This is a genomic window from Halobacillus rhizosphaerae (assembly GCF_046719735.1).
Classification (GTDB): Bacteria; Bacillota; Bacilli; order Bacillales; family Halobacillaceae; genus Halobacillus_B; species Halobacillus_B rhizosphaerae.
Map to the genome: position 1 here is coordinate 1 of NZ_JAUTWQ010000024.1, position 26,415 is coordinate 26,415.

The following is a 26,415-nucleotide window of genomic DNA, read 5'->3' on the forward strand; positions in this document are numbered from 1 at the left end:
CCAACTCATCACCGTCAATGTCTCTTACAACCCAAATTTTAAGATTCTTCATTTGATGATGTTCGAATTCCAATTCATATTTCTTTGTTAAATCTGGACATAATTCTTCCGCAAGCTCTTCTAAATCCCTGATTTTCTCTTTCATGCTTCTGTTAATATCCTTCTGTGGAACAGCAATATAAGGATCATTATCTTTTGTATCTTTCTTTCTAAAAAGTCCATTTTTAATTTTTAAAAACATCCTTTACTACCCCGATCCATGTAGGTGATTTTCATAACTAATATATATCAATTTCCATTAAAAATTGCAGGAAAAGTACATTTAATCTATCGCCCCAGTTAACGTAAGACTCGAATTCAAGATAACACATACTTTCTAATTATTTGACTAAGTTCTTCTGGATAAATAAATTCATTTCCATCTAGTACCTTTCTAATTGGAACCCAAAGAGCTTTAGAAGACCTTGTCCCCTCTTTCACTTCAAGATAAGGTTTGTCATACATCCATTCTTCTTTAAGATTTACAAGGTAAATTTGAAATATTTCATGCCCAACATCACCATTAATCTTAAATATGTTTTCTAAACAGGTTATGTAACGTTGAATAATTACTTCGGTTCCTAATTCTTCTTTAAATTCTCTATTTACTGTCCAATCTGACCTCTCACCAAATTCTATTGTCCCACCCAAAGGACGATAATAATTTCCTTCTCCATTAGAATGCTTACCTTTATATTGCTCGAGTAATAATAAGTCATTATGAATTACTAATCCCAAAGACTTTGCTCGTGGATACATCAGACACCTCTTTTCATTAATCTAAGTGTTGCCCCCGTTTCCGTAATACTTGAATTCGAGATAATTAAAGCAGAACTTTCACTTACGCACCTTTTAGTTGCAGATGAACTGACTACTTTTCAGCACTTCTTAAATTAACAATGTTGTTTCGATTGTTGGACCATTTAGTCATAAGTTTCATTTGCCTATTTTTTAAATCAGCATATGGTTCTTCAATTAACTCAACTTCATTAAACCTTTCATCAAATACATTTGTTCCTTTTATTTTTCTGTAACCTCCAAACCCTAAATCGTCATTTAGTAACCAGACTACTTTTTTTATATTTGCAAATAAAATTCCACCTGTACACATTGGACAAGGCTCTAAAGAAGTGTATATTGCGAATTTTTGACGACTTACTTTTGCATTTAGAATAGCTTGACCAGCATTTCGTATTGCATCAATTTCAGCGTGAGCTGTGGCATCTTGATGTGGATGTACTTGATTTCGTCCTTTGGCGATTAAATTATTATTATCATCCACTATTACTGCACCTATTGGATAAGTGTCTTCATTCAAAGCTGCTTCAGCTTCTTCTATTGCCAATTCTAAAAAATATCTATCCTTATCGACATTCATAAATTCCACTCCCTCCAGATAACATTTTTTATCGAAATAATCTTCACCATTTGTGTAAATACATACTTTTTATGTATTAAGGGCGATCCCTTTATAGAGCAATCGCCCCCATATCTTGAAGACTTGAATGCGAGATACTTCTTTGGCCATATTATTCTTAACGTTATTTCATTTCAAAAACTTTCCACTTTATCCTACCGTTAAATTTTTTTAACCAGTGCAACGCTTTCGCTTCTATCTCTTTAACTAGATTTTCCTTACCATTTATGTAAGCTTCAACATCATAGGGATACTGTTTAGCTAATTTTTCTTTTAGTTCCCCATATTTCTTCTTCTCACCTGGGTGTTCTCTTAAGTAGTCTCGAAAAGCTAAGTGTCTCTTTATTTCATAATTTCCGGCCTGGTATATGTGTAAATGATGGGATCGATTGTCACCACCTTTTTGGAAATATCTTCGTCTAGTTATTCCATTCTCACCTTTTGGTTCATATCCAATGTCTAGCATGTCTTGGTTGTACAGATCAACATGATCAATATCTCTAACAATAGGCATAATGTCTATTATTGGTTTGGCTTTTAAACCTGGAACTGATGTGCTTCCAATATGATGGACATCTACAATTTCATTTCCAAAAATGTATTTAAGTTTCTCAACTTCCTCTACAAATTTTAAGGACCATCTTTCATCGTATGAATGTACTTCGACTTTTCTCATAGTACTCCCCTTTCTGCACTCAATTAAGAAACGCCCCATATTGTGGAAGACTTGAGTTCGAGATATATGTTTGGTGCTTTTACTTAAACACCCGTTATATTAATAATTATCAAGTTCATCTTCTAAATCCGCAAGAAGTACGTCAATATTTAACATAACAGTATTATCATCATTCGGGAAAATGGAAGGCTTAATTCCATCATTACTCATTCCAGATAGCCAATCATTTATGTATTCGGTTAAATCAATCACTCTTGGCTTATATCCTTCCCATTCATTTTTTGCACAATTTTCTGCAAACTCTTTTTTAGGGAAGAAAGGAATAAGTAGATTACTCTCTTCGTCAAGAGCAGTTGCCCATCCATCATCATACAAGCCCCACACTTCTTCATAATCAACAACTTTCTTTATGAAATACTCATATCTAATATTCGGTGGTTTATTGATTAATGCTTCAAATTCCCTCTTATTCATCAACAACAGTCCTTTTTAGATGGTGTTTACATTTATTTTAACACTACATCTAAACTATGTTTCCCGAAGATTAAAGAGGGACAGTTCTTTTGTTACAGAATTGCCCTTATTTGTGGAAGACTCGAAGTCGAGGTATTTATTGCAATTCTTTTACTTTAGCACCCTAGAGTTGCACATATAAATTTATCTTTTCAAAATAAATCTTGGAGGGGATCCATATTCTTGTTCTGCTTCAAAATAGGCTAGTTTCCCAGGGATACACGAAATGATTGATGGAAATCCCTCACCGACTGCTACTTCTAAAGCTGAAGTTAAGGATAAATGCTTACCATCGATAGAGTCATTCCAAGAAATTGCATAACATTCATTGCTAGAGCCTTGTTTCTTCAATAACTTCTCTATTTCTTTTGGGTTGGAGTTTGGCTTTGGTATTTCAATCATAAATTCCTCTTGTAGTGTAGACAAATAATTATGGCATAATCTATCCATAGCATCCATTCGTTTTTTGGGAGAAAGTAATTCGAATAAAACTCTCTGTTGAATTCTCTTAGAAAAAAATGCTTTAACAATTACTTCTTCAAGTTCTCTATCCATCCAATCCCCTCAACTTGTTTATAATTTTTACTACCATTATCTTATTCATATAATCTACAGTAAGTTAAAGAAATTGCAACTACTCTATTAGTAATCGCCCTCGATTGTTTTAGACTCGATATCTAGATATTTGGGAGTGAATAACAGACTATAGAAGTAATAAGTAAAATATCACCAAACAGATAATCCTGTTCTATCATCATTATCATCAGTTATATATTGAACATCTTTGAAGCTACATTCTATTGCGTTACTGTATAATAATTTTATTTTTTCTTTATCCTTGCAGTAAATCGTTGAGTAAACTGAGTCAACTACTAATAAAACTAGTTTACAGTTACTATCTAAAAACTCTTCATATGTATCAATATTATTAACCTTCTCCCCTTTAGGAAAGGCCTTTAAGTCTGCAAAAATTATATAATATAGATTGTCTCTTATTCTTTTTTCAAGAAAGTTTCCATCCAAACCATTTTCACCTTCAAGAAATAACGGTTTATCAATTTGACCATCCGTTAAAAAGTAAGCCTCCTCATTTTGATTTATCCAATTATATAATGTAATGTCAATTGGTTGTAACATATCCGCAAGTAAAGTTCCAATTTTATTTGGTATCTCGAAACGAATGCCTCTTAACACAACTTCACCTCTTTAATTATTCTGCTCTGTTAGCTCATTAAGCAAAAGCCATAGCTATCCACTACGTTTACAGATTAATCGAAACTGGTATAAATCTAGAAAGTGAAAAGTCAACTTACAATATAGATATCAGTGGCATCATATTCAAACCACAGGATTCTTTCGCGCTCTCCTTCTATATCAACACTAACTTTTTCACTTAACCCGTCAAAGTATTTTTTACCTTTTATTGGATTTAAAATCAAAAAAACAAAATCATTTACTTCAGCTGATAAGTAAATATTATTAATTAAATCGGACTCTTTGATGAATTCATTCTTATGGTAAATCATTTCAAGGTACTTCCTTGATTTATTCAAAGGATATGTTTCTTTTGATTCAAATTTAATATCTACTTCTTCACCAATGTAATTATTTTTGCTCAATTCCACTCCTAAAAGGATTCTTTCATAAGGAAGTTCATCGATTACTCTTTTAAAAGAATGAACATTATGAACTGGATAAGAATGAACGCAATTATACTGTTCAAATGACATTCTATCGGTTCTTATTACAGCTAAATCTTCTTCTTTTATAGGTGAAAAATAATCCATTTTATTCCCTACCTTTACTAAGTCATTAAAGGGCTGCTTCTCTACAAATTTATTGTATCATGTCCAAATTATCTCGAACCTGAGTCTTCAACTAACCTGCCCTATAGTTGAAGACTCAGTTTCGAGATATTTGTGTTTGTAATTACTATTAATTATTTCAAATCCCTCTCTTTTCCACAAGCTTTTCTTACAATAAATAGGAGGAGCACCGTTTGGATAGGTACACCTCCTAAAAATATTTACTGTAGAAATCTTGTCTTAACTTACCACTTAATTGAGCATATATTTTTGTGGTTTCACTTTTTTCATGCCCTAACAAGCTTTGGATGACTTCAATTGGTGCTCCATTATTTAGCAAATGGGTAGCATAACTATGCCTTAACTGGTGAGGGTGTATTTCTTTATTGATATTTGCTCGGCTGGAGATCCGTTTAATAATGTATCGAATAATTTCTACACTCATTCTCTTTTTAGGTCTTCTTTCTGTAATAAATAAACAACCATCTTCATCACTGCGCTCCTCTAAATACTTCTTCAACCAGAGCGAACATCGAATATTGAAATAGACTTCTCTTTCTTTATCTCCTTTTCCTCTTACAATAACCGATCTTGCTGAAAAATTAATATCCTCTCTATTCAGCTTTACTACTTCTCCGATACGACAACCAGTTGAATAAAAAAATTCGAATAAAGCTTTCTCCATAGGAGTTGAGCATGAGTCCCTTAGTTGTTCAATCTCCATCTCCGTAAGAAATTTAGGGATTCTTTTACCAACCTTAGGTTCTTTCAGTTTGATTGCTGGATTATCAATGATTACACCTTGTTCATATAACCATTTAAAAAAAGACCGAAGGAAACGAACCTTATGTCCAAAACTAGATGGTTTCAAATGGTCTCCCACCTCAATCAAATAACTTTTCAATTGATCTATAGAGACTTCCTCTGTATCAACTTCTCCAAAGTATCTCACCAACATATTGAATTGTAAGCAGTATGATTTCAATGTCAGTAATGAATAACCCTCAATCTTTTTATCGACATAATACTTTTCCCAAGCTTCCGATAGTAGCATCTTCTATCACTCTCCAAAACTATAAATGTTAATCTCATTATGCTTCTGGAGATAAAGTTATATACTTTTAGTTTCCACAGGCTAAAATGCCGATTATATCTGTTACTTTTAATTCCGCTTTATCTCTCCTTTTATTCAATAGGCTCTTTTAAAGTTTTTTTTCTAAATGGTTTTTTAATGTTGATAATCGGAACGAACGTTCGCATAATCATACCAAGGAAGGTGACTGGTATGGATTTTCATAAGTACAATACCACTGCGTTAGAAGATTGGATATCTAGTTGGTACATTAGCCGTAATTTTCAATACCCTGCTGATCTCAATATAAAATTTATAGCCATGAGATATGATATCTTTATTGACTACAAACCTGTAGAGTCAAGCTATATTAGATTTGGAATGTATAAGGAAATAGTTCTTAATTCCACTTTGCGTAATGTCACACAAAGAGAGCATTTTTTTCATGAGCTTTGCCAAGCCGTGCGCCATGTTGGAAAACAGACGATGATGCCAAAAGCATTTAGAGAATTACAAGAACGTGATGCAAAATATTTCACCTTGTATGCATCATTAACGTATCACATGATAAAGAGATATAACCTAAACGATCCTGACCTAATTGAAAAATGGAGAGAAGACTTTAATGTTTCTTACCACCTTTGTAAATATCGATTAGAACAAATACACCGACGAACCTTTTTGTACCAACAATTCAATAGAGACTCTTTAAGATATAAGTAGGAGGTGAAAGCTATGGCAAGTTACCAAAGGCGTGGAGATAATTCCTTTTTATTGGTAGTGGAAGTTGGTTATGATGCCAACGGGAAAAGAAAAAAGAGAACTAAAACTATTAGGATCACCGATAAAGCCTTACTAAAAACTAATCGAAAACTCGAAAACTATTTACAAAAAGAATTGGCGAAGTTCCAGATTGAAGTAGAAGCTGGAGAATATATAGCTCCCGAAAAAATATACTTAGTGATTTCGTATTGGAATGGCATGATCGTTATGCTACTAAGGAACTCTCCCCCACTGTCGTTAAAAATTACATGAGCAGCTTAAGGAATCACAAATTGCCTGTTTTCGGGCCAAAAAGAATTGGAGACATTAAGACCATTCAAATCATTAGATTCCTAGATGATAAAAGTACAGGAGAAACCGAGCGTAAAGACGGACAGCCAGATAATTTATCTGATGATACAATTCGGAAGTTCTATGATGCTTTATGTAATATCTTCGCCAGAGCCTATGAATGGAAAATAATTAAAGATAATCCGATGGATGGAATTAAAAAACCCTCAGTACAAAGAATAGAAATGCAATATTATAGTAGTGATGATCTCGGAGATGTAATTGAAGCACTTAATAAAGAGCCTCTTATGTGGAGAATTTATTACTTAGGGGCTCATTTTGGTGGATTTAGAAGAGGTGAGCTCACTGCGCTAGAATGGTGTCATATTAACTTCGATACTAATGAAATTCAAGTGGTTAATAACATTGTAGGAACCCAAAAGGGAAAGCCTATAATCAAGGATCCGAAAACAAAATCCTCAAAAGCTTCTGTAGTTATGCCAGAATGGTATATGCAACTTTTAAAAAATTATCACAAACAATGGAAGATAGAAAAAATGAAGATGATGGAATTTTGGGAGGGTGAAGATCACGAGTACCTTTTTCACCATGGCACAGGAAAAGCTTTGTATTTTACAACCCCTACTACTAAGTGGAAGCGCATAATTAAGAAGTACAATTTAAAGATAATTAGATTACATGATTTACGTCACTCTATGGTTGCTTTGTTAATGGAAGAAGATGACGTGAACTTACCTGCTATTCAGAGAAGAGCAAGGCATTCTAGCTCTAAAATCACTTCAGATATCTACGGACATATATCTAAAAAGAGAGCAAAGCAAACAGCAAGTCAATTCGATAAATATGCCCCTTCTGATAAATTCGTCAACAAATCGTCAACAACAAGAAAAATATAGATTCTTATACATTTCATAGACATAAGAAAAACCCTTGCAGCGCAAGGGTTTTATTAGTGGAGCATAGCGGGCTCGAACCGCTGACCTCTACACTGCCAGTGTAGCGCTCTCCCAGCTGAGCTAATGCCCCGTATGTAATTAGTTGCGACAAAAATGATTATACCGCCCTTTTTTTTCAATTGCAAGACTTCTAATCTCTTTTTTTATCACTAATTAAATTACTCATAGGATTCTCCTGCCTCACTTAATCAGGAGAATCCTTTTTCTATGCTGTTTTTTCTTCAGGTTCTACTGAAACATTGCTGAACCGTGCGTTGTCGTTCCACATTTTATCAAACTGCTTCGTCCAGTCCTCGGCCATTTCTTTATCCTTAATGACCAGCATTACTTCATCGTTCTTCTCTTCTGCTGTGTAAGTAAAATTATAGGATCCTGAAGTCGTGGTGCGTTTATCTGAAATCGTGATCTTTAAATGCATAAGTCCATCATGTTCGTTCACCTTCACGGGTACTCCTGCCTGCACGAGTCTCTCCACATTTTCTTTCTGTCTTTCAATGTCTTTGGTCTGATTTTTATCGGTAATTACCCGTACGTTCACGCCTCGTTTGGTGGCTTTGCACATATGGGTAACGATGTCCTTTTCCGTCAAGGTAAAGATGGCTACATCCAGGGTATGCTTGGATTTGTCGATTACCTCAATAAGTTTCTGTTTCGGAGATTGATCTGACCTGGAGAAAAAGTATTTGATTTTATTGGGTTCTAAAATGACCGTCTTTTCTTTTTTAGACATGAGGTAGACTGTGTAGGTGATTGAGCCGATGATCAGTGTCGCAGCACCGCCTGATAACAAGTCCATCTGTACTCCCCCTTCTGAATAATTAACTATATGCCTGTTACATTTTGTCCTATTCTTTCATTTATCTAAAAGAATGCATTCACCACCCAATATGTCGTTATATACAATAGTGTGCGTCATACAGTATAATAAAACTAGGAGTTGATGTGATGAGCGACGTAAATGAACTTGTCGATAAATTGCTGCAAGAGCTGCGGCGGGGCACGATAACGATCGGGGTCTTAAGCCAGCTTTATGAACCGCATTACGGGTATTCCCTGGTTACTACTTTAAAAGATAAAGGGATCGAAGTGGAACCTGGTACCCTATATCCCTTGCTTCGCAGACTTGAAAAACAAGGGCTGCTCAAGAGCCAGTGGGACACAAATGAAGCACGGCCACGGAAATATTATTTGTTAAGTTCTACAGGAAAAACAGTATACAACCAGCTTTGTATCGAATGGCGGAAGATCGCCCGTAGTATGGAAGAATTAATCGAACCAAAGGAGGATCCATCAGATGGAGATGATTGAACGCTATATTTATGCAGTCACTCAGCGACTTCCGAAAAATCAGCGGGAAGACATTGCTGAGGAATTACGGGGATTAATTGAAGATATGCTCACAGAGAGAACGGACGGCTGGGAATGGACGGAGGCTGATGTAGAAGGTGTACTGTTTGAGCTTGGAAATCCAAATGAATTGGCAATCAAATATGGAGCTCCTGGAAATTATCTAATTAGTCCGGAGCTATTTTATTCTTATCGATGGATCTTAAAGATTGTGCTTATTTCTATGGCAGTCTCAATGACAGTCGTGTGGATCGTGAAAACCATGTTGGATCCTCACGATATCATCGGTCAGTTCATTGATTATATTTTTTTATTAATTTCAACAGGAGCTCAACTATTTGCCTGGGTAACGATCGGATTTGCCATTGCTGAATATACAGGGGCACTGCCAGAGGAAGTTAAAAAGGGCAGAAAGACAAATTGGAAACCATCTTCTCTCCCGCCTCTGCCCGATCGGAAAAGAAAAATTAAAAAGGGAGATGCCATTGCCGGAATTATTTTTTCTGTGGCGGTCCTTGTATTTGTCAGTAATTCAAATCATTTTCTAAGTCTACCTATTTCCCAAGAAGAGGATTCCATGGCCTTTATCCCCTTCTTTCAAACAGATGGCTTTCCAGGGTTTCTTCCAGTCATTTATTTTCTCTTGGGAATGGTCATTCTAAAAGATGCGATTAAATTAATGCAGAAAAACTGGACGAAAAAAATCGCCCTGTGGACACTATTCATAAATGGACTAACCTTAGTAGTTGTTCTGTTCCTTTTGCATTGGAACCCTGATTTCATGGTCCAGTTAAGTCATTACAAAGATATAGACGTGCAGAGTGAAACCTACGCTAAAATACAGAGCATCTGGGAAAATTGTAAGAAATGGGCGTTGATCGGTTTTGTCCTGACACTGCTCATTGATACAGCGATTGCCTTTTATCACACCTACAAAAAATAGTATTCTCTTTCCCTTCCGGCGTGACTCTGGAAGGATTTTTTTTGAAGGTGATCCTAATTGAAACTTTCTGCATGGCGTAACCGTAAATGAAGACAAATCAGAGGAAAGGAGCGAGGGCGGTGAAGTATGCTTCAAAGAGAGACTTGTGGATTACGCTGGTGATTTGGTTAGGTATACTGTCTACGTCTTATGGCGGGGTGCATGCTCTCTTTTTTACGAATCCAGGACAGCTGGAAGGATTCATTTTAATGCTATTAATCGCCGGAATTCCAGGGATTCTTCTGTGGGTGTGGAATTCTACTTACTACCTTTTAACCGAGAAGCATATCATCATTCGCTCCGGCCCTTTTCGAAAGACCATTGACCTGGAGAATGTTAAGGCAGCTAAAAGGACACGAACGCCCATGTCCAGTCCGGCTCTTTCTTTACAACGGATTGAAATTTTACTCACAAACTATGGGATGGCAATCATGTCTCCAAGACACCGAGAAGATTTTCTAAAGCAATTGGATGATTACTGCCCTGATGCAAATATTGAAAAATGAATAGAAAGGAGAGGTGACATTGCGCCGCTATGTGTTAAATCATAAGGAAATGTCCGTCCAAGTAACGGAATGGGGAAGCGCGAATACTCCCGTTGTTTTCTGCCTACACGGGCTGGGCAGTACAGGACTTAGTTTCATAGAAATCGCTGAAAAACTGAAAGATAAGTATCGTTTAATCTCCATCGATGCTCCTGGTCACGGAAATACTCCTCCCTTCAACTCTTCAGTCAGTTATGAACTGCCGCACATGGCCGTCTGGCTTGATAAGCTGTTCGATCTTCTGAAAATAGAAGATTTCTATTTTCTCTCTCACTCTTGGGGTAGCTTCGCGGCATTGTATTATTTAGTCCTCTTCCCCAACCGGGTTAAGGGTTCATTGCTGATCGATGGCGGCTATCAGACAAAGCATCGAATGACGAAGACACTGGAGGAAGAAATCGCTCATTACGAACAAGATTTTAATGAATATAGGTTTGCAGCTTGGCAGGAATTTTTAGCAGCAGAGCAAGCTGTTTACACAAGGTGGTCTCCTCTTCTTGAAAAAGCAGTGAGAGATCTTGGCCGTGAAAAAAATGGGGGAATTATCTGGCACGCCTCTGGAGAAACGGCTAAACATATTATCCTAGCCATGCACAAGCACGAAACCGCAGACATCTACTCGCTGCTTCAGAAGAAGAATATCCTTCTCCTTACCCCGAAAAATGAGAACTCTTATTACCAAGAAACCCGGCAGAGGTTCGTGGAACAAACCGGTGCAGAAATGAGAACTGTACCGCATACTACCCACCTTCTTCATTGGGACAAGCCGGCATTGGTCGCAGAGACGGTTATTGAACTATGGCCTGTGAATCCTTAGAGGTCTCTAATAAAAGGAAATCTAATTAGTGTTCTGCGCACTGCAAAATTGAATAGGTAAGATCTTTTTATTTTTCGTATAAAAGTCCTCTATAAATAGAATTCACCACCACTTTAGACCTACCAACCCCCCAATGATGATAGCGCTTTCTTAAAACTTTTGATTCATTATTAGTAAGTAACCACAGATAGCAAACTAGTAATGGCTATTTCCAGCGTAGTCATGAAGTTGCAGAATCTATCAACTGAATGTATAATTTTTAACGTGTTTGTAATATACATAAAATTCAAATTTTTCAAGGAGGTTGCTTTTACATGAAAAAAACTAATGGGCTGTTATTAGTTTTTACCCTGATGATGAGTTTGTTTCTTGCGGCTTGCTCAGGAAGCAGTGACTCAGATACGAGTTCATCTGAAAATGAAGGAAATGATTCCTCAGGAAGCGCAGAACAAGTGCTGCACCTGACAGAAGGAGCCGAGATTCCGACTATGGATTCTTCCTTAACCATTGATGCTCTGGCGGCACAATGGTTAGGTTCTACAAAAGACGGTCTTTATCGCCTGGGGAAAGATGGGGAGACAGAACCAGGAATTGCTAAGAATCATGATGTAAGCGATGATGGTTTGACTTGGACCTTCCATTTACGTGACGATGCTAAGTGGTCCAACGGGGATCCAGTTACGGCAAAAGATTTTGTGTTCGCCTGGCAGCGTGCGATTGATCCAGACACCGGTTCTGAATATGGTCCTTATATGATGGACGGCGTGATTAAGAATGCAGAAGAAGTTTCCAAAGGAGATATGCCTGTTGATAAATTGGGAGTGAAAGCGGTGGATGACTATACGTTCGAAGTCACTCTTAAGAAGCCGATTCCTTATTTTGAATCCATGACTGCTTTTGGCACCTTCCTTCCGCTTAATGAGAAATTTGTAAAAGATAAAGGCGACCAATATGCAATGGAAGCAGACGGACTGCTCTCCAATGGCCCTTTTATTATGAAGGAATGGAATCATGGAGAAGGTTGGACACTTGAGAAAAACCCTGATTACTGGGATGCAGACAAAGTCAAACTCGATAAGATCACGGTTAAAGTAGTCAAGGATACCGCTTCTGCCGTTAATCTTTATGAAACAGATGCGGTCGACCGAGTGGGCTTGTCCTCTGAGTTTGTGGACGAATATCGTTCTTCGGATGAATTTAAAGTTGAAGAAGAACCGACCGTTTTCTTCTTAAAAATGAATCAAAACAGCAAGGTCCTTTCCAATCTTAACGCCCGAAAAGCGATTCAAATGGTAGTGGACCGTGAGAGCATGGCCAATGTTATTTTAAACAATGGTTCTATTGCCGCTAATGGATATATGCCGCAGAATTTCGTTAAACATCCTGAATCCGGAGAAGACTTCCGTAAAATCAACGGCGATCTTGTTCAATCAGACGTTGATAAAGCTAAGGAACTATGGAATAAAGCCAAGAAAGAACTTGGCATTGAGAAAGCTGATTTGAGATACCTCGGCGGTGATACTGAAGTCGCTAAGAACCTAGATGCTTACATTAAAGATCAGCTGGAGCAGCTTGATGGATTAACTGTTAAAGTAGAAAGTGTGCCATTTAAAGTCCGCTTGAAGCGGGATGAAGAAATGGATTATGATATTGAAAACTATGGTTGGGGCCCTGACTATATTGACCCTAACACCTTCCTGAACCTTTGGGTTACGGATGGAGGAAACAATAAAACCGGCTATTCAAGTAAGGAGTATGATGCGCTTATCAAGAAAGCTGGAGATGAGCTTGCTCAAAAACCAGTAGAACGATTTGAGGCCTTCTTAAAAGCAGAGAAAATGCTTGTCCAGGAAGATGCCGTCATCGCACCTCTTTATCAAAGAGCTAAGGCCCAGTTATGGAAGCCTTACGTGAAGAACGTGACTGCTAATCCAATGGGACCTGACTACACCTATAAATATGCTTATATTGAAAAGTAATATAACGAGGATCACCTTCTCTTAGGAGCGGGTGATCCTTTTTTATGCGCCTTAGGCGGTGACGGACTTTTTAGCTGCGACTTCCTCTTGTTGACCACGATGACTCAAATTTCACTTTGGCTATCCAATTCGATCGCATAAAAAAAAGCCGACTCTCACTGGAGTCAGCTTTAAATCAAGGCTTTAATTCGTTCTTCTATTAGATTTTTCAATAGCTGCTTGCCATCATTGGTTCCAATGGATTCCGGGTGAAATTGAACGCCTTCAATCGGATACTCTAAATGGCGGATGCCCATAATTTCTCCTTCAACTGTGGCAGCTGTCACTTCAAAGCATTCCGGCAATCCTTTTAACGTCACAATAAGTGAATGGTAGCGCATAGCCTCCATTGGGTTATTCAGTCCATGATAAATGCCGAGTCCATCATGGAAAATCTGCGAGGACTTGCCGTGCATCAGCTTATCCGCTCGGACGACATTGCCGCCAAAGCTTTGAGCAATTGCCTGATGACCGAGGCACACGCCGAAAATCGGGATCTTGTCTTTATAATGCTGAATAACATCCATGGTGATCCCTGTTTCATCTGGAGAACAGGGCCCTGGAGATAAAAAGATCAGATCCGGGCGTACCTCATCAATGTCCTGGAAGGTAACTTCATCATTTCTCCGAACGAGTACTTCTTCCCCAAACTCGCCTAAATATTGAACAAGGTTGTAGGTGAAAGAGTCGTAGTGATCAATCATATAAATCAACTCTACTCAGCTCCTCTATGGCTCTGCTTAATATTTTTACATTTTCACAAGTTCATTGATTTCCTCACTGAATTTCTGTAATGCCGCCTGTGGATTAGAACTTAACTCGTCTAATTTATCTTCTATAAGACGGATAATCTTACTTCCTATTATAACTCCATCGGCATATTCCCGCACTAATTTTACGTGCTCATTCGTTGAAATTCCGAATCCTACCGCTACAGGAACAGGACTGAATTCTTTCACCTTTTCAATGAATGATAGAGCTTCCTTAGACATTTCATTTCTCTCGCCTGTGACTCCAAGCGTGGAAACACAATAAAGAAAGCCTTTTGCATGCTCGGCGATCTGTTTAATCCGTTGATCTGAATTAGGAGCAACAAGAGAAATATATTCCACGTCATTGGCTGCTGCCTGTTCTCGGAATTCCCCACTTTCTTCAAAAGGAAGATCAGGAACGAGAACTCCTTCGACTCCATTCTCGGCTAACAATTCAAAGAATTCATCATGACCTACTTGAAGAACAGGATTATAGTAAGTGAAAATAACCACCGGGATCTCTACTCCAGCTTCACGAAGTCTCGGCACTAACTTAATCGCTTCACGCAAAGACATTCCTGCCTTAAGCGCGCGCTTAGCTGCCCGCTGTATCGTCGGTCCGTCTGCCAAAGGATCTGAATAGGGAACACCGAGCTCAAGGACATCCGCTCCCGCTTCCTGCAAGCGAAGAGCAAATTCAATCGTTAGTTCAGGGGTTGGATCTCCTGCAATCACGAAAGGAATAAATAAATCTTCTGTTTTGGTTAATTTTCCTTGGAAAGATGTTTTAGTCAGCATGCTCGGCCTCCTCATCAAAGTGCTCCATTAATGTTGCCATATCCTTGTCTCCGCGGCCGGAAAGGTTAATAAGAATAGTCTCTTCTTTCCCCATACTGCCCGCTTCCTTAAACGCTTGCGCCAGTGCATGAGCACTTTCAATCGCTGGAATGATGCCTTCTTGTTCGGTTAATAGTTTAAGCGCATCTAACGCTTCCTGGTCTGTGACCGATTCATACCGGACGCGGCGTGTTTTAAAGAGGTGGGCATGTTCAGGACCAATGCCCGGATAGTCAAGCCCAGCTGAAATCGAATACGGCTCCGTGATCTGGCCATTTTCATCTTGCATCAAATACGTAAGAGATCCGTGAATAACACCCGGGGTACCTTTCGTTAACGTAGCTGCGTGTTCCGGTGTATCAATGCCTTTCCCAGCTGCTTCCACACCGATGAGTTCTGCATCGTCCTCGAGAAAAGGATAGAACATTCCCATTGCGTTACTGCCTCCGCCTACGCATGCGTAAATCCGATTCGGAAGCTCTTCTTCTACTTGCAGAAATTGTTCCTTCGACTCATCACCGATCACACGTTGGAAATTGCGGACCATACGCGGATAAGGGTGCGGTCCGACAACGGAACCAATTAAATAGAAGTAATCTTCACAATTCGCTACCCAGTAACGAATCGCTTCGTTGGTCGCATCCTTTAATGTCCCGTTTCCGCTCGATACTGGGAACACTTCAGCTCCTAACAGTTTCATCCGAAACACATTGAGCTCCTGACGACGAATGTCTTCCTCTCCCATAAATACTTGGCAATCCAAACCGAATTTGGCAGCCACAGTAGCAGAGGCAACGCCATGCTGACCGGCTCCCGTTTCCGCGATGATCTTCTTTTTTCCCATTCGTTTCGCTAACAAGGCTTGGCCGATCGCATTATTTAATTTGTGAGCACCGGTATGATTTAAATCTTCTCTTTTCAAGTAAACTTTTGCACCTCCGAAGTGCTCTGTTACTTGATTAGCAAAAGAAAGTGCGGTTGGACGTCCGCCATATTCCTTAAGAACATGATGATATTCTTCTATAAATGCTGAATCATTCATTGCATCATCAAGCGCTTCTTCCAGTTCTTGAAGCGGACCCATTAACGTTTCCGGTACATATTTACCTCCAAAATCACCGAATCGTCCTTTCATATCAGGAAACACTTGTTGCATAGCGATCCACCTCTTTCATTATGGCTTGTATTTTTGCTAAATCTTTTTGTTCATTGGTCTCGGTTCCGCTTGAGATATCAATTCCTTCAGGTGAGTAGTTCATGAGATCTTTAATATTACCGGGGTTAATCCCTCCAGCAATTAAGAAAGGAACATCTTGTTCATGTGCCGCTTCACGGTACTGATCGATGGCTTGCCAATCAAAACTCACCCCGGCACCTCCGTAAGCACCTTCCACCTTAGAATCGATCACGTATCCGTCTGCGACTCCCTGAAACAGCTTCATATTGTCCAGACCATCCTGCTGATGATGAATCACCTTCCATACAGGCAGCCCGAAGCTTTCTTTGATTTTTAACAGATCAGAGACCGTTTCATTCCCGTGAAGCTGGATCACATCAAGCGGTACAAACGTCATCACTTCCTCAAGCTCTGCCAGTGAAGGTTCAACGAAGACACCGACTAGCTTTTGCTTTGGACGAATGCTTTTGAGCCATTGTCCCACACGTTCTGGCCTTGCATATCGTTTGGTTTTCTTTACAAAAATTAATCCAAGATGAGAGGCGTTTGAGGAACTGCTCTTAGTCAAGTCTGATAGAGACCGGTTCCCGCAAAGCTTAACCACTGGCTCCTTGATCATACACTCACCCCACTCATCAACTTTTCAACTGCGCGGCCTAAATGGTCCTGTCGCATTAATGATTCTCCAACGAGGACAGCCTTGGCCCCATAGTTGACAACTTCTTGGATATCATCATGAGTAAAAATACCACTCTCTGAAACAAGCAGGGATTCTTTAGGAGCAAGAGAAGCCATCCGTTCCGTTTGCGATAACTTCGTCTCAAAGGTATGAAGATTACGATTGTTGATTCCCAGAATTTGCGGTGTAAATTCATTGAGCACTCCATCTAACGTTTCTTCACTATGAACTTCTACCAGTACCTCTAACCCAAGCTCGCGTGCCTGCAGATAAAATTCATGCAGCTTCTTCGGTTCAAGAGCCTCTCCGATTAACAGAATCGCATCTGCACCGATATAGGCACTCTCCACAATTTGGACGGGATCGATTATAAAATCTTTTCTCAGCACGGGCACTTTTACCACTTTCTTTATATCTGTTAAGAAATCTCGATGACCTTGAAAGAAATGCTGGTCCGTTAACACTGAAATCGCCTGGACCCCGGCTTGATCATAATTGTGAGCAATTTTAACAGGGTTAAAGTCCTCTCGGATAATCCCTTTGGAGGGGGAAGCTTTCTTTACCTCGGCTATTAATCCAGCAATGTATGGAGCTGATAATAGAGAATCCTTTAGGGAATAATGAGTAACTTCTTGCTCTTCCGGTAAATAAAGACGCTGATTTTCCTGTGATTTAACAGCTAAGATGGTCTCAAGCATACTGACGATTCTCCTTTACTGTGATGGTTTCGAAATATTGCTTAACCTTTCCGCTCTTGAGAGCTTCTTGAACAAGTTCGGCGCCCTCCTTAAGGTTATTCACTTTACCGGCAACATACAAACCAGCAGCAGCGTTCATCGTTACAATCGTAGTTGCACTCTCTATCGCTGTTCCATCAATCACTTGCTGAATGATGGCTGCACTCTCTTCCGTATGAGTAATTTGAATGTCTTCCAGATTCCCTCTCATTAGACCTAAGTCTTCAGGAGTCACAGTGAAACGGTTGATTTCACCATCCTTGAGTTCGACGATATCGGTGGTCCCTGTCATTGTAATTTCATCAAGCCCATCACGGCCGGTCGCTAACAGGACATGCTTTGAACCCAGTTTATGAAGAGTTTCTGCCATTTTTTCAGCATAAGACGTATCATAAATTCCAATCAGCTGACGCTTAGCATTGGCAGGGTTAGACATCGGTCCAAGCAAGTTGAATACTGTGCGAAAGCCTAATTCTTGACGAGCCGGGCCGGCATGCTTCATCGCTTGATGGTAAAGCGGGGCAAACATAAATGTCATTCCTTTAGTTCTCAGTGCCTCTGCTCCCTGTTCCGGAGTCGTATCAATCGGAACTCCAAGACGCTCAAGCACGTCTGCACTCCCGCTTTTAGAGGAAACTTTACGATTGCCATGCTTGGCAACTTTAACGCCCATAGCTGCTAAAACGATAGAAACGGCAGTGGATACATTAAAAGTAGAGGATCCGTCTCCTCCCGTTCCACAAGTATCTACGATTTCATCGTCTTCCACAGATAACCGTGTCATATTTTTTCTCATGGCCTGAACGAAACCGGTCATTTCTTCGACCGTTTCGCCACGATAGCGCATCACACTAAGCATGCTCATCAGTTGTCCTGTTGTTGCCTGGCCATTCATAATCGTATCCATCATTTCAAATGCTTCCTGCTCGCTCATCTTCTCTCCTGCTACCACTCTGCTCAACAATTCTTTCATCTCGTCTCCACTCCTTCTCTGCTCTGCTCAAATACCTGCTCTGCTAACTGAATCGTGCGCTTTAACGCACTCGCTTTATTTAATGTTTCCTGATATTCTGCTTCGGGATCAGAATCAGCAACGATGCCTGCTCCTGCTTGAATATATACTTGATTGTTGACTAGCGTCATCGTCCGAATTGTAATACAGGAATCGATATTTCCATCAAATCCTAAATATACAATACCGCCGCCATACAGATGACGAGGGGTCGGCTCAAGCTCTCTAAGAATCTGCATCGCTCTAACTTTCGGTGCTCCTGAAAGGGTCCCTGCCGGATAAGCAGAAATTAAAGCTTCTATTGGAGAGATACCATCCCTTAAATCACCTGTGACTTTACTAATAATGTGCATCACTTTTGAAAACAGACCAATCGTCATATATTCAGGTACGGTCACAGAACCAAATTCTGCTACGCGTCCAACATCATTTCTAGCAAGATCTACGAGCATGCGATGCTCTGCCTGCTCTTTTTCATCAGCAAGTAAATCTCTCTCAAGCTCTAAATCTTCTTCAGGAGTCGCCCCCCGCTTTCGGGTGCCGGCAATCGGATGAATCTCAAGCTTTCCATCTTGAACTTCAAGCAGACGCTCCGGAGAACTTCCGATGACCTCTACATCTTTAAATTTCAAATAAAACATATAAGGCGATGGATTCACTTTTCTCAGAACCCGATACAGTTCAAACCCTGTCCGCTTCGTATTTGCCTGAAACCTCTGAGAAAGGACCGCTTGGAAGATGTCACCGGATCGAATGTATTCTTTTATCTTTTCTACGTCTGCTTTATACTGCTCCGCTTCATAATTACTCTTAAGCAATGGTTCCTTATTTTCAGGCGCCTCGTCCGAAAGCATAAGATCCGGAAGAAAACTATGCTGCGTCAATTTCTTCTGAACCGTTTTGATCCGCTGTCTCGCTTGGTCATACTGCTCGTTTAAATTGACTTGCTGATTAAGGCGGGCGAACGATAAAATGGTTGTTTCTTTCGTTTTGTGATGATAGGCGATTAAGGTTTGGCAGAAGATGAAGTGATAATTGGATAACTTCAAATCATCCTCTATTGCTCTCGGTACAGGTTCATAATCTGAAATTGCATCGTAACTAATGTACCCTACTCCGCCGCCCTTAAATGGAAGGGGAACCTCAGCTTCTTTCACTTGTAGATGCTCCACAACGTTCTCAAATGCTTCCTTTAAAGAAGATTCATACCGTTCTTCCTGGTTGTGAAGATCTTGAATAGCAAAATGTTCGCCTTGCTGCTTGATTTCAACCATGGGATCAAGTCCAATGAATGAGAAATTAGACCATGGCGATTCAGGGTCCTGGCTTTCAAGCATATAAACCGCTTCATCCTTTAAGGCATGAAACATGTGAATAGGGGTTAAGGTATCTGTGAAAAATGATTGGGTTACGGGAATTGTACGATACGAATCTGCCGCACGTACAAAGGATTGATATGTGGTCATTGGCTCACCTCTCCATAATGTTATGGAGAATGAGATGTTGAGGGGTAAAATGATGGGTGGATGATAATAATTTAGAAGAAACCGGCCCAGGCGATCCGACGGCTCCTTCGTCCATCTCTCCCTGTGCTCACTTAGCTCTGCTCATCCCTTGCCTCAACTCTGCTATTCTCATTCTCTGCTCTATACTAATCTCAATGCTTTTGAACAGTGTATATAATTCAGATAACATTGTCAACCGTTCTTGTTTCCTACATCCATTTCCAGGCAGATGAATGTAAATATTTGTTCCCACCGCCATTTATGTATAAAATTAAGTCCAAGATTACACGAATAGTAAAGGAGAGATTTACATTGAAACCAACAGCCCTCATTACAGGCGCTTCCGGCGGTATCGGCTACGAATTCGCTCACTTATTTGCCAAAGCAGGATATAAACTCATTGTCACTGCCCGAACGGAAGAAAAGCTAGAAAAACTCAAGCAAGAACTTAGCGAACATGAGGTAACCATCATTCCTCTTGATCTATCCATGCCAGGAGCAGCTGAGAAATTATACCACAAGGTGAAGGATAACGGTCAGACGGTCGAAGTCCTGGTCAACAATGCAGGCTTTGGATTGAATGGACCGTTCGATGAACTTCCTCTGATTGAGCAGCAAAAAATGCTGCAATTGAATGTTAACGCATTAACCGAATTAACTCATCACTTCCTGCAAGATATGAAAGCTGCTCCATTATATGATATTCCTAAAGGAATCATTAATGTAGCAAGCACAGCAGCTTTTCAGCCAGGCCCAAGAATGGCCGTCTACTATGCCTCCAAAGCTTACGTCCTGTCATTGACAGAAGCTTTAGTCGAGGAACTGAAAGGCACAGGAATCACCATTACTTCACTGTGTCCAGGAGCAACGGATACCAACTTCTTCAAAGCTGCCAAAGCGGAAAATACTAAGTTAGTGAACAGCACCATGTCACCTAAAGACGTAGCCAAAGCAGGATTCCTTGGATTTGTAAAAGGCAAACGCGTCGTCATTCCAGGAAAAGCAAATCAATCCATGGCCTATGCCGCCAAAATCATCCCCCGTTCCATCGGAGCAAAACTCGCCCACTACGTAGACCGACCGTAAGAACAAAAGCGGAGAGGAGCGGTTAGATCCCTCGGGCTAAGCAAGCGGCTGCAAGAGGGGTGACCTTCCCCCTCTGGAAGTCGATGGCTTAGAACCGTGTGGATCTGCGACTCGCAGCTGGATGATACAAAAGCGGAAGCGCCTTGGGAAGCTGCGACATGCATAAGCAAAACCATGCCGTGGCGGTTTTTGCCACAGAATGGGATGGCTTATGTCACGAGCAGCTAGGCGCTGGAGCTGGATGAACAAAAGCGGAGAGGAGCGGTTAGATCCCCCGGGCTAAGCAAGCGGCTGCAAGAGGGGGGACCTTCCCCCTCTGACTTAATATACGAGACTTAAAAAACCGCCAGAAACCTGTGTGTAACAGGTTTCTGGCGGTTTTAATTTTTACTAAGCCTTTACTTCTTCAGCTGATTTTCTAAAACCATAGAAAGGTCTATAGCCTTTCTTTGTATAATATTCTTGAGAATCACCGGTAGCAAGCATCTCTACCCGGGTTCTTGGATAACATTCATGGGCAGCATTAATAAGTTGTTCACAGATTCCCTGATTCCGATACTCTTCTTTAATTAACACTTCACACACATAAAGTGTGACTAGTCCATCAGTCAGACCTCTCAAATACCCTACCACTTGATCTCCATCAGCAGCAATAAGAGCAGGCTCAGAATTGATCCACGAGTACAGCGTATCCTGCTTTCTTCCTGCAAGACCGTGCCATCCTTCCTTTTCGTTCATCTCCTGAACAGCAGAAAAATCACTCTCTTGAAAAGAACGTATGAATATAGTCTCCATGTTATCTTCCTTTCTTCGTTGCAGATTTGTGTAGTTAAGACTATGTGCACCAATTCCCTCTTATTCTTGCCGGCTCTTTTAAGTCATTTTTGTATGGGTTCCTACGTCGTTTTATTTATCTCTATTTATAAGACGGTAGAGGTGAATAAAAAGTTTCATATTTTAAGAAAATTCTTTATTCTCCTCTAGTCGGACAGTTCCCCAAAAATAAGCACCTCAACCCTCAGGAAAACGAATTTATGCTAAAATATAAAGACGAGTGAAATCGCTTAAAAGCCGCTATTGATAAGGTAAGGAGAGTTATTACATTATGAAAAAAATAGTTTTTTTATTGTTTTTCCTTATATTGGCAGGATGTTCTTCTGATCATTTGGGTTTGAGTGACCTGAAAGAGGCTTATCCAGACCAAGTTGCAGCACCACTGGAAGACCTATCACAAGAGAAACAGGAACTGATCGGACTGCCAGATGAACTACCATTTACTGCAGATGACGTAAAAGCAAATGTAGATAAAGATCAAGTAGAAATGAACTATTCGTCCTCTAAAAAAGCCGAAGTTCTCGTTCGTACGATCTTTCATCCCGATAACACGATAAAGAAAGCCGAACTACAAATTCCCTTAAATTCAGGAGCAGTGGCTGGCGTCCAGGAAAAGGATGACTTTGTGTACATGGAATGGTATAACAACAAAGATGACATTCTATACCAATTAAAATACCAGACACCAGAAAGTGATAAACGCACCCAGGAAGCTCTCGAGATTGCTAATTCTATTTAATACAATCCGCTGTCAGTAACATTAAGGCTGACAGCGGATTGTAGTCTTTAAGCCATAATGAAACCCGAACGATGAGGGGAATGTCGTTAACATTTCCCTCATCGTTCGGGTTTTTTGTCTTGCATGACTAAAGATTACTAGACGGTTCCACAGGACGTAGCTCGTTTTCCATTTAAAATACTGTATCCACTTAGGAACAAGGAAGAAAAAATGAAAATAGCAGCCATTTCAGTAGCGGCGATAAAGCATACCTCTAACTTTCCTTTGGTCCGGCTTGAGATTGAGTCCTTGACTGTCTATCCCTGCCTCATTCTTGTTCTTGTTTAAGTTGCTGAATAATCGTTTCATCCAAACTTTTAAGATGCAAATCTCTCTGAGGAAAAGGAATTTCCACCTTGTTTTCTCTGAATATAGCATCAATCCGGAAATTTACGTTGCTTCGTATTCGAATCACGTGTTCCGGATTGGAAATCCAGACAAACAGTTCAAAATTCAGAGAAGAGGATCCAAATTCCTTAAAGTAAACAAAAGGTTCAGGATGCTTTTTGACCGTTGGCGAACTTGCAGCTTCGTCTTCGGCTACTTGCAAAAGCAGCTGGCGGACAAGCGGGACATCACTTCCATAAGCGACCCCTACAGGAATAACCAGACGCATCACCTTATCACTGTATGAACGGTTAATCACATGCTCCTCAAGAAAGTATGAATTGGGGACAATAATGTGCTCATTGTCCAGCGTTTTAATAACTGTTGCCCTCATATTAATTTTTTCAACATCACCTATAATGTTATCAACGACTACCCGGTCTCCCACTTTGATTGGCCGCTCAAATAGCAGGATAACGCCAGAAATAAAATTGGACGCAATATTTTGCATACCGAAACCAATTCCTACCCCAACGACTCCTGCAAATACCGTAAGGGCACTCAGTTTGAAACCAACTGTTGATAGACTAACAATGATTGCTAGAATCATAATTAAATAATGAAAGGCTTTATTTAAAGTAAACTGAATCCCTTGATCCAGTTCATAGCGATGATAGATACTGGGAAACAAATACCCACGGACTAATTTCGAAATCCTATGCGATAAAGATATAATAAGTACAGCAATCACCATGAGTACGACGGAGACGTCCTCTGACCCAATCTTAAACAATGGCCCGAACATCCACTCAGCACTTCTGAAGTACAGGAGTAGAAAGATGATGATCCCGTAAAAAGCCAGCCAGTTCAAAATGCTGCGATAGATTTGATAGAATTTTTCTCTTTTAGTGTCTTTTTTTAGACTCCAGCCTTTAAACGACCACAATAGGATCCATCGAACAAGTAAAATAGCTGCGACCCAGAGGGCGAATACTAAAAAGGATTTCATCCATGCAGTTGTAAGGAAATCATTCATTTATATTCCTGCTTTCCTATTCTTCTAGTTTCTCGAGTTTTTTAAAGTTTCTGCTGATGGGTCTTGGTGCTTTTAATTGATCAAAAAACACTAGATACGTATTTTTCTTATCATCGATCTCCTGGATAGTCCCCGCACCAAATACAGGGTGCCGCACTCTGGTATTTTTGGCATAACTATCCCCTATCCCAATAGGTTTCTCATGATGAGATGCGCGGATATACTCTTTCGCCTCTTCCAGCAAAGCTTCATCAATTTGCCCGATTCTCTCATATAAATCTTCATTAACTTCAAAAATAAAACGTGATGGATATTTTCGCTGGCCGCCATTTTGGAATCCTTCTGATTCCGTAAGATAGAGCTCCCGCTCCGCCCGCGTGACTGCTACATAAGCAAGCCTCCGTTCTTCCTCAAGTGCTCGTTCTTTTCTCTGTCTTAGAGCACGAACATTAGGAAGAACATTTTCCGTCATTCCGACGACAAAGACATAGGGAAATTCAAGACCTTTCGCAGTATGAATGGTCATCAATTTTACCGAATCCTTTTGGTTATCCCGGTCATCATCAGTATACAGGGAAATCATTTGCAAGTATTCATCTAGTAGTATATCTTCGCCAAGCGATTGTTCATATTGGACAATCGAGTGAAGCAGCTCAGTCAGATTATCCAGCCTTTCCTGATCGCCATCTTCACGCATATAGGCTTCATACCCTGTATGCTGCATGGCTTCCTGCAGAAGTTCAGAAACAGACAGCTCTGCCTGCCGCTCCTTTAAGGATTCGATTGCATCAATGAACGATTGGGCACCGGTTCTAAGCAAGCGCTCATGGTCCACGTACTTCTTTAATGCGTCATACAGACTCAACCCTTCCTCCTCTGCCTTCGCCCGAAGAAATTGCATCCGCTTCTTTCCAATTTGGCGCTTCGGAACATTAATAATCCGTGAGAAAGATAAGTCGTCCGCAACAGCAATCATACGCAGGTGTGCAAGGGCATCTTTAATTTCTTTCCGATCAAAGAACTTAAAACCGCCAAAGATCGTATAATCAATATTCTCGCGAATCAGCTCCTGCTCAATAAACCTGGATAAGTAATTAGCTCGGTACATAATGGCGATATTTTTCCATTCTGCCCCATCCCTGCTGACGATTTCTTGGATTTGCTGAACGACCCATTTAGCTTCTTCATTTTCATCCTTGCCGTGATAATGCACCACTTTTACCCCTGATGGATTTTCAGTGATCATATCCTTATCCACACGAAAGTAATTCTTTTGGATTAAAGAATTTCCCAAGGAAAGGATCTCTGGCGTAGATCGGTAATTTCGATTAAGGAAGATTGTTTCCGCATCCTTAAAGTAACTGTCGAATTCGACCATATATTTCGGATCAGCTCCTCTCCATTCATAGATGGTCTGATCAGGATCTCCTACGACAAATAAATTCCCGTGCTGTGCCGCGAGCATTTTCACTAGTTCAAATTGTTTTAAACTACTATCCTGAAACTCATCGACTTGAATATAATAGAGTCTTTCCTGCCATTTCTCCAGAACTTCCTTGTATTGTTCAAATAATACAAATGTGAAATTAAGCAAATCATCAAAGTCCAGGCCATATACCCGTTTCTGCTTTTTTAAATAACGCTGAATAATCTGGCTGTCCAGATCTCCAGAATCGTCCGCATCAGGCATTGCTCCTCGCAGTATCATTTGCTGAACGTAGTGTGTGTTTCCTTTTAACATCCCTATTTTATCGAGAATTCTTTTAAAGGTTTTATCATTCATTTTCAAATTCATATCTTCAAAGATTTCTCTTAATAAAATCTTCTGATCTTCTACATCTAAAATAATAAAGTTCTTCGGATAAAAAAGTCTGTGAATATCCTCACGTAAAACCCGCACACAAAATCCATGATAAGTCGTGATGAATCCTGTGTCCTGTTCACCGTCGACTAGTTTCTTAACTCGCCGCTTCATTTCATTGGCTGCTTTGTTTGTAAAGGTAACAGAAAGCATATTCGAAGGGTCAACTCCCAGTTCGTTCACAATAAAAGCATAGCGGTTTGTTAATGCCCGCGTTTTTCCAGAACCCGCTCCGGCGATAACCCGTATGTATCCTTCCGTAGAAACAACGGCCTGCTGCTGAGATTCATTTAGTCCGTCCAGTAGTTCTTCCATAATCCTCACCCCTAAAAGAACGTTTGTTTGTGTTTTATTATAGCATAATTCAAGAGCAAGGAAATGCTTTGAGCCGTTCTCACTATCCACAAACCTCTAAAATATTCCGAGACCATTGTTCCAACCGATGCCCCTCTCCGAACATTTCTAAAAAGCTCCCTCTACCTTAACAATACCCATTTAGTTCCAAACGAATCGGGTCATAGGAGGAATGGATG

At 40.1% G+C, this 26,415-nt stretch carries 29 protein-coding genes, 1 tRNA gene and 1 pseudogene; 10 read left to right on the forward strand and 21 right to left on the reverse strand.

Translation table 11 applies throughout. The annotated features are described in order from the left end of the window. From Q7A53_RS18615 to xerA, 9 genes and pseudogenes are all read right to left on the reverse strand, one after another. A pseudogene (locus tag Q7A53_RS18615) lies at positions 1-241 on the reverse strand (hypothetical protein); the annotation flags it as partial. 116 nt (positions 242-357) lie between these two features. After that, the gene (locus Q7A53_RS18620; RefSeq protein ID WP_411790709.1) at positions 358-798 is read right to left on the reverse strand and encodes an NUDIX hydrolase; all 441 of its coding nucleotides are present in this window, start codon (positions 796-798) and stop codon (positions 358-360) included. A 112-nt stretch (positions 799-910) separates the two neighbouring features. Beyond that, on the reverse strand, positions 911-1,417 hold the full coding sequence (locus Q7A53_RS18625; RefSeq protein WP_411790710.1) for a nucleoside deaminase: 507 nt from the start codon (positions 1,415-1,417) through the stop codon (positions 911-913). Between the two features lie 163 nt (positions 1,418-1,580). Next, positions 1,581-2,132 (reverse strand): GrpB family protein, encoded by a 552-nt coding sequence (locus Q7A53_RS18630; protein WP_411790711.1) that lies wholly within the window; start codon positions 2,130-2,132, stop codon positions 1,581-1,583. Positions 2,133-2,231: 99 nt separating this feature from the next. After that, complete coding sequence (locus tag Q7A53_RS18635) at positions 2,232-2,606, reverse strand: DUF2750 domain-containing protein (protein ID WP_411790712.1); 375 nt, start codon at positions 2,604-2,606, stop codon at positions 2,232-2,234. Positions 2,607-2,789: 183 nt separating this feature from the next. After that, the gene (locus tag Q7A53_RS18640) at positions 2,790-3,200 is read right to left on the reverse strand and encodes a hypothetical protein (protein WP_411790713.1); all 411 of its coding nucleotides are present in this window, start codon (positions 3,198-3,200) and stop codon (positions 2,790-2,792) included. A 171-nt stretch (positions 3,201-3,371) separates the two neighbouring features. Then, a complete protein-coding gene (locus tag Q7A53_RS18645; protein ID WP_411790714.1) occupies positions 3,372-3,839 on the reverse strand; it encodes a DUF2691 family protein in 468 nt (155 codons plus the stop codon). Between the two features lie 110 nt (positions 3,840-3,949). Further along, positions 3,950-4,432, reverse strand: coding sequence for a hypothetical protein (locus Q7A53_RS18650; protein WP_411790715.1), 483 nt, complete (start codon positions 4,430-4,432; stop codon positions 3,950-3,952). A 229-nt stretch (positions 4,433-4,661) separates the two neighbouring features. Continuing rightward, positions 4,662-5,504, reverse strand: a complete 843-nt coding sequence (xerA, locus tag Q7A53_RS18655; protein ID WP_411790716.1) for a site-specific tyrosine recombinase/integron integrase — start codon at positions 5,502-5,504, stop codon at positions 4,662-4,664. A gap of 231 nt (positions 5,505-5,735) precedes the next feature. On the opposite strand from xerA, the gene Q7A53_RS18660 reads away from it, so the two are divergent. Genes Q7A53_RS18660 through Q7A53_RS18670 form a run of 3 tightly spaced genes read left to right on the forward strand, consistent with a single transcriptional unit; the run spans position 5,736 to position 7,492 of the window. Next, complete coding sequence (locus Q7A53_RS18660) at positions 5,736-6,245, forward strand: ImmA/IrrE family metallo-endopeptidase (protein WP_411790717.1); 510 nt, start codon at positions 5,736-5,738, stop codon at positions 6,243-6,245. A gap of 12 nt (positions 6,246-6,257) precedes the next feature. Beyond that, a complete protein-coding gene (locus tag Q7A53_RS18665) occupies positions 6,258-6,557 on the forward strand; it encodes a hypothetical protein (RefSeq protein ID WP_411790718.1) in 300 nt (99 codons plus the stop codon). After that, positions 6,494-7,492 carry a tyrosine-type recombinase/integrase gene (locus Q7A53_RS18670; RefSeq protein WP_411790719.1) on the forward strand — a complete coding sequence of 333 codons (999 nt, stop codon included), beginning with the start codon at positions 6,494-6,496 and terminating at the stop codon, positions 7,490-7,492. The genes Q7A53_RS18665 and Q7A53_RS18670 overlap by 64 nt, the downstream gene beginning before the upstream one ends. A gap of 57 nt (positions 7,493-7,549) precedes the next feature. Here Q7A53_RS18670 and Q7A53_RS18675 read toward each other — a convergent pair. Then, positions 7,550-7,622: transfer RNA gene (locus Q7A53_RS18675), tRNA-Ala, on the reverse strand. A 135-nt stretch (positions 7,623-7,757) separates the two neighbouring features. After that, complete coding sequence (locus Q7A53_RS18680) at positions 7,758-8,348, reverse strand: phospholipase D-like domain-containing protein (protein WP_411790720.1); 591 nt, start codon at positions 8,346-8,348, stop codon at positions 7,758-7,760. Between the two features lie 149 nt (positions 8,349-8,497). On the opposite strand from Q7A53_RS18680, the gene Q7A53_RS18685 reads away from it, so the two are divergent. The 5 genes from Q7A53_RS18685 (at position 8,498) to Q7A53_RS18705 (ending at position 13,222) form a co-directional block, all read left to right on the forward strand. Further along, on the forward strand, positions 8,498-8,860 hold the full coding sequence (locus Q7A53_RS18685; protein WP_411790721.1) for a PadR family transcriptional regulator: 363 nt from the start codon (positions 8,498-8,500) through the stop codon (positions 8,858-8,860). After that, a complete protein-coding gene (locus Q7A53_RS18690) occupies positions 8,847-9,842 on the forward strand; it encodes a hypothetical protein (RefSeq protein ID WP_411790722.1) in 996 nt (331 codons plus the stop codon). Before Q7A53_RS18685 ends, Q7A53_RS18690 begins: the two co-directional genes overlap by 14 nt. 119 nt (positions 9,843-9,961) lie before the next feature. Continuing rightward, a complete protein-coding gene (locus tag Q7A53_RS18695; protein WP_411790723.1) occupies positions 9,962-10,387 on the forward strand; it encodes a PH domain-containing protein in 426 nt (141 codons plus the stop codon). Between the two features lie 19 nt (positions 10,388-10,406). Continuing rightward, positions 10,407-11,243 (forward strand): alpha/beta fold hydrolase, encoded by an 837-nt coding sequence (locus Q7A53_RS18700; protein WP_411790724.1) that lies wholly within the window; start codon positions 10,407-10,409, stop codon positions 11,241-11,243. A 314-nt stretch (positions 11,244-11,557) separates the two neighbouring features. Further along, a complete protein-coding gene (locus Q7A53_RS18705) occupies positions 11,558-13,222 on the forward strand; it encodes a peptide ABC transporter substrate-binding protein (RefSeq protein WP_411790725.1) in 1,665 nt (554 codons plus the stop codon). A gap of 170 nt (positions 13,223-13,392) precedes the next feature. Here Q7A53_RS18705 and Q7A53_RS18710 read toward each other — a convergent pair whose 3' ends face one another. The 7 genes from Q7A53_RS18710 to trpE are packed head-to-tail and all read right to left on the reverse strand — an operon-like array spanning position 13,393 to position 19,921. After that, complete coding sequence (locus tag Q7A53_RS18710; protein ID WP_411790726.1) at positions 13,393-13,974, reverse strand: anthranilate synthase component II; 582 nt, start codon at positions 13,972-13,974, stop codon at positions 13,393-13,395. A 36-nt stretch (positions 13,975-14,010) separates the two neighbouring features. Then, the gene (trpA, locus tag Q7A53_RS18715; RefSeq protein ID WP_411790727.1) at positions 14,011-14,811 is read right to left on the reverse strand and encodes a tryptophan synthase subunit alpha; all 801 of its coding nucleotides are present in this window, start codon (positions 14,809-14,811) and stop codon (positions 14,011-14,013) included. Further along, positions 14,801-16,006, reverse strand: a complete 1,206-nt coding sequence (trpB, locus tag Q7A53_RS18720) for a tryptophan synthase subunit beta (protein ID WP_411790728.1) — start codon at positions 16,004-16,006, stop codon at positions 14,801-14,803. Before trpB ends, trpA begins: the two co-directional genes overlap by 11 nt. Then, entirely contained in the window at positions 15,987-16,646 is a 660-nt protein-coding gene (locus Q7A53_RS18725; RefSeq protein WP_411790729.1) for a phosphoribosylanthranilate isomerase, read from the reverse strand. The genes trpB and Q7A53_RS18725 overlap by 20 nt, the downstream gene beginning before the upstream one ends. Then, entirely contained in the window at positions 16,643-17,404 is a 762-nt protein-coding gene (gene trpC / locus Q7A53_RS18730) for an indole-3-glycerol phosphate synthase TrpC (RefSeq protein WP_411790730.1), read from the reverse strand. The genes Q7A53_RS18725 and trpC overlap by 4 nt, the downstream gene beginning before the upstream one ends. Beyond that, positions 17,397-18,416: an anthranilate phosphoribosyltransferase gene (trpD, locus tag Q7A53_RS18735; RefSeq protein WP_411790731.1), complete on the reverse strand. Its 1,020-nt coding sequence runs from the start codon at positions 18,414-18,416 to the stop codon at positions 17,397-17,399. The genes trpC and trpD overlap by 8 nt, the downstream gene beginning before the upstream one ends. Further along, positions 18,413-19,921: an anthranilate synthase component I gene (trpE, locus tag Q7A53_RS18740; protein ID WP_411790732.1), complete on the reverse strand. Its 1,509-nt coding sequence runs from the start codon at positions 19,919-19,921 to the stop codon at positions 18,413-18,415. Before trpE ends, trpD begins: the two co-directional genes overlap by 4 nt. Positions 19,922-20,272: 351 nt before the next feature. Here trpE and Q7A53_RS18745 point away from each other — a divergent pair, with 351 nt between their 5' ends. Then, entirely contained in the window at positions 20,273-21,046 is a 774-nt protein-coding gene (locus Q7A53_RS18745; RefSeq protein ID WP_411790733.1) for an SDR family NAD(P)-dependent oxidoreductase, read from the forward strand. Between the two features lie 390 nt (positions 21,047-21,436). On the opposite strand, the gene Q7A53_RS18750 is transcribed toward Q7A53_RS18745, so the two are convergent. Then, positions 21,437-21,841, reverse strand: a complete 405-nt coding sequence (locus Q7A53_RS18750) for a GNAT family N-acetyltransferase (protein WP_411790734.1) — start codon at positions 21,839-21,841, stop codon at positions 21,437-21,439. A gap of 310 nt (positions 21,842-22,151) precedes the next feature. Here Q7A53_RS18750 and Q7A53_RS18755 point away from each other — a divergent pair, with 310 nt between their 5' ends. After that, a complete protein-coding gene (locus Q7A53_RS18755) occupies positions 22,152-22,619 on the forward strand; it encodes a hypothetical protein (protein ID WP_411790735.1) in 468 nt (155 codons plus the stop codon). A 307-nt stretch (positions 22,620-22,926) separates the two neighbouring features. Here Q7A53_RS18755 and Q7A53_RS18760 read toward each other — a convergent pair whose 3' ends face one another. Both Q7A53_RS18760 and Q7A53_RS18765 read right to left on the reverse strand, forming a co-directional pair. Continuing rightward, positions 22,927-24,021, reverse strand: coding sequence for a mechanosensitive ion channel family protein (locus Q7A53_RS18760; RefSeq protein ID WP_411790736.1), 1,095 nt, complete (start codon positions 24,019-24,021; stop codon positions 22,927-22,929). A 16-nt stretch (positions 24,022-24,037) separates the two neighbouring features. Beyond that, positions 24,038-26,197: an ATP-dependent helicase gene (locus Q7A53_RS18765; protein ID WP_411790737.1), complete on the reverse strand. Its 2,160-nt coding sequence runs from the start codon at positions 26,195-26,197 to the stop codon at positions 24,038-24,040. Positions 26,198-26,415: the final 218 nt, after the last annotated feature.

Bases quoted from the DNA above. Each gene is read 5' to 3' on its own strand.
- Q7A53_RS18620 (WP_411790709.1), bottom strand. From the start codon at position 798: ATGTATCCACGAGCAAAGTCTTTGGGATTAGTAATTCATAATGACTTA.
- Q7A53_RS18625 (WP_411790710.1), bottom strand. From the start codon at position 1,417: ATGAATGTCGATAAGGATAGATATTTTTTAGAATTGGCAATAGAAGAA.
- Q7A53_RS18630 (WP_411790711.1), bottom strand. From the start codon at position 2,132: ATGAGAAAAGTCGAAGTACATTCATACGATGAAAGATGGTCCTTAAAA.
- Q7A53_RS18635 (WP_411790712.1), bottom strand. From the start codon at position 2,606: ATGAATAAGAGGGAATTTGAAGCATTAATCAATAAACCACCGAATATT.
- Q7A53_RS18640 (WP_411790713.1), bottom strand. From the start codon at position 3,200: ATGGATAGAGAACTTGAAGAAGTAATTGTTAAAGCATTTTTTTCTAAG.
- Q7A53_RS18650 (WP_411790715.1), bottom strand. From the start codon at position 4,432: ATGGATTATTTTTCACCTATAAAAGAAGAAGATTTAGCTGTAATAAGA.
- xerA (WP_411790716.1), bottom strand. From the start codon at position 5,504: ATGCTACTATCGGAAGCTTGGGAAAAGTATTATGTCGATAAAAAGATT.
- Q7A53_RS18660 (WP_411790717.1), top strand. From the start codon at position 5,736: ATGGATTTTCATAAGTACAATACCACTGCGTTAGAAGATTGGATATCT.
- Q7A53_RS18665 (WP_411790718.1), top strand. From the start codon at position 6,258: ATGGCAAGTTACCAAAGGCGTGGAGATAATTCCTTTTTATTGGTAGTG.
- Q7A53_RS18680 (WP_411790720.1), bottom strand. From the start codon at position 8,348: ATGGACTTGTTATCAGGCGGTGCTGCGACACTGATCATCGGCTCAATC.
- Q7A53_RS18685 (WP_411790721.1), top strand. From the start codon at position 8,498: ATGAGCGACGTAAATGAACTTGTCGATAAATTGCTGCAAGAGCTGCGG.
- Q7A53_RS18690 (WP_411790722.1), top strand. From the start codon at position 8,847: ATGGAGATGATTGAACGCTATATTTATGCAGTCACTCAGCGACTTCCG.
- Q7A53_RS18705 (WP_411790725.1), top strand. From the start codon at position 11,558: ATGAAAAAAACTAATGGGCTGTTATTAGTTTTTACCCTGATGATGAGT.
- trpA (WP_411790727.1), bottom strand. From the start codon at position 14,811: ATGCTGACTAAAACATCTTTCCAAGGAAAATTAACCAAAACAGAAGAT.
- trpB (WP_411790728.1), bottom strand. From the start codon at position 16,006: ATGCAACAAGTGTTTCCTGATATGAAAGGACGATTCGGTGATTTTGGA.
- Q7A53_RS18725 (WP_411790729.1), bottom strand. From the start codon at position 16,646: ATGATCAAGGAGCCAGTGGTTAAGCTTTGCGGGAACCGGTCTCTATCA.
- trpC (WP_411790730.1), bottom strand. From the start codon at position 17,404: ATGCTTGAGACCATCTTAGCTGTTAAATCACAGGAAAATCAGCGTCTT.
- trpD (WP_411790731.1), bottom strand. From the start codon at position 18,416: ATGAAAGAATTGTTGAGCAGAGTGGTAGCAGGAGAGAAGATGAGCGAG.
- trpE (WP_411790732.1), bottom strand. From the start codon at position 19,921: ATGACCACATATCAATCCTTTGTACGTGCGGCAGATTCGTATCGTACA.
- Q7A53_RS18750 (WP_411790734.1), bottom strand. From the start codon at position 21,841: ATGGAGACTATATTCATACGTTCTTTTCAAGAGAGTGATTTTTCTGCT.
- Q7A53_RS18755 (WP_411790735.1), top strand. From the start codon at position 22,152: ATGAAAAAAATAGTTTTTTTATTGTTTTTCCTTATATTGGCAGGATGT.
- Q7A53_RS18760 (WP_411790736.1), bottom strand. From the start codon at position 24,021: ATGAATGATTTCCTTACAACTGCATGGATGAAATCCTTTTTAGTATTC.
- Q7A53_RS18765 (WP_411790737.1), bottom strand. From the start codon at position 26,197: ATGGAAGAACTACTGGACGGACTAAATGAATCTCAGCAGCAGGCCGTT.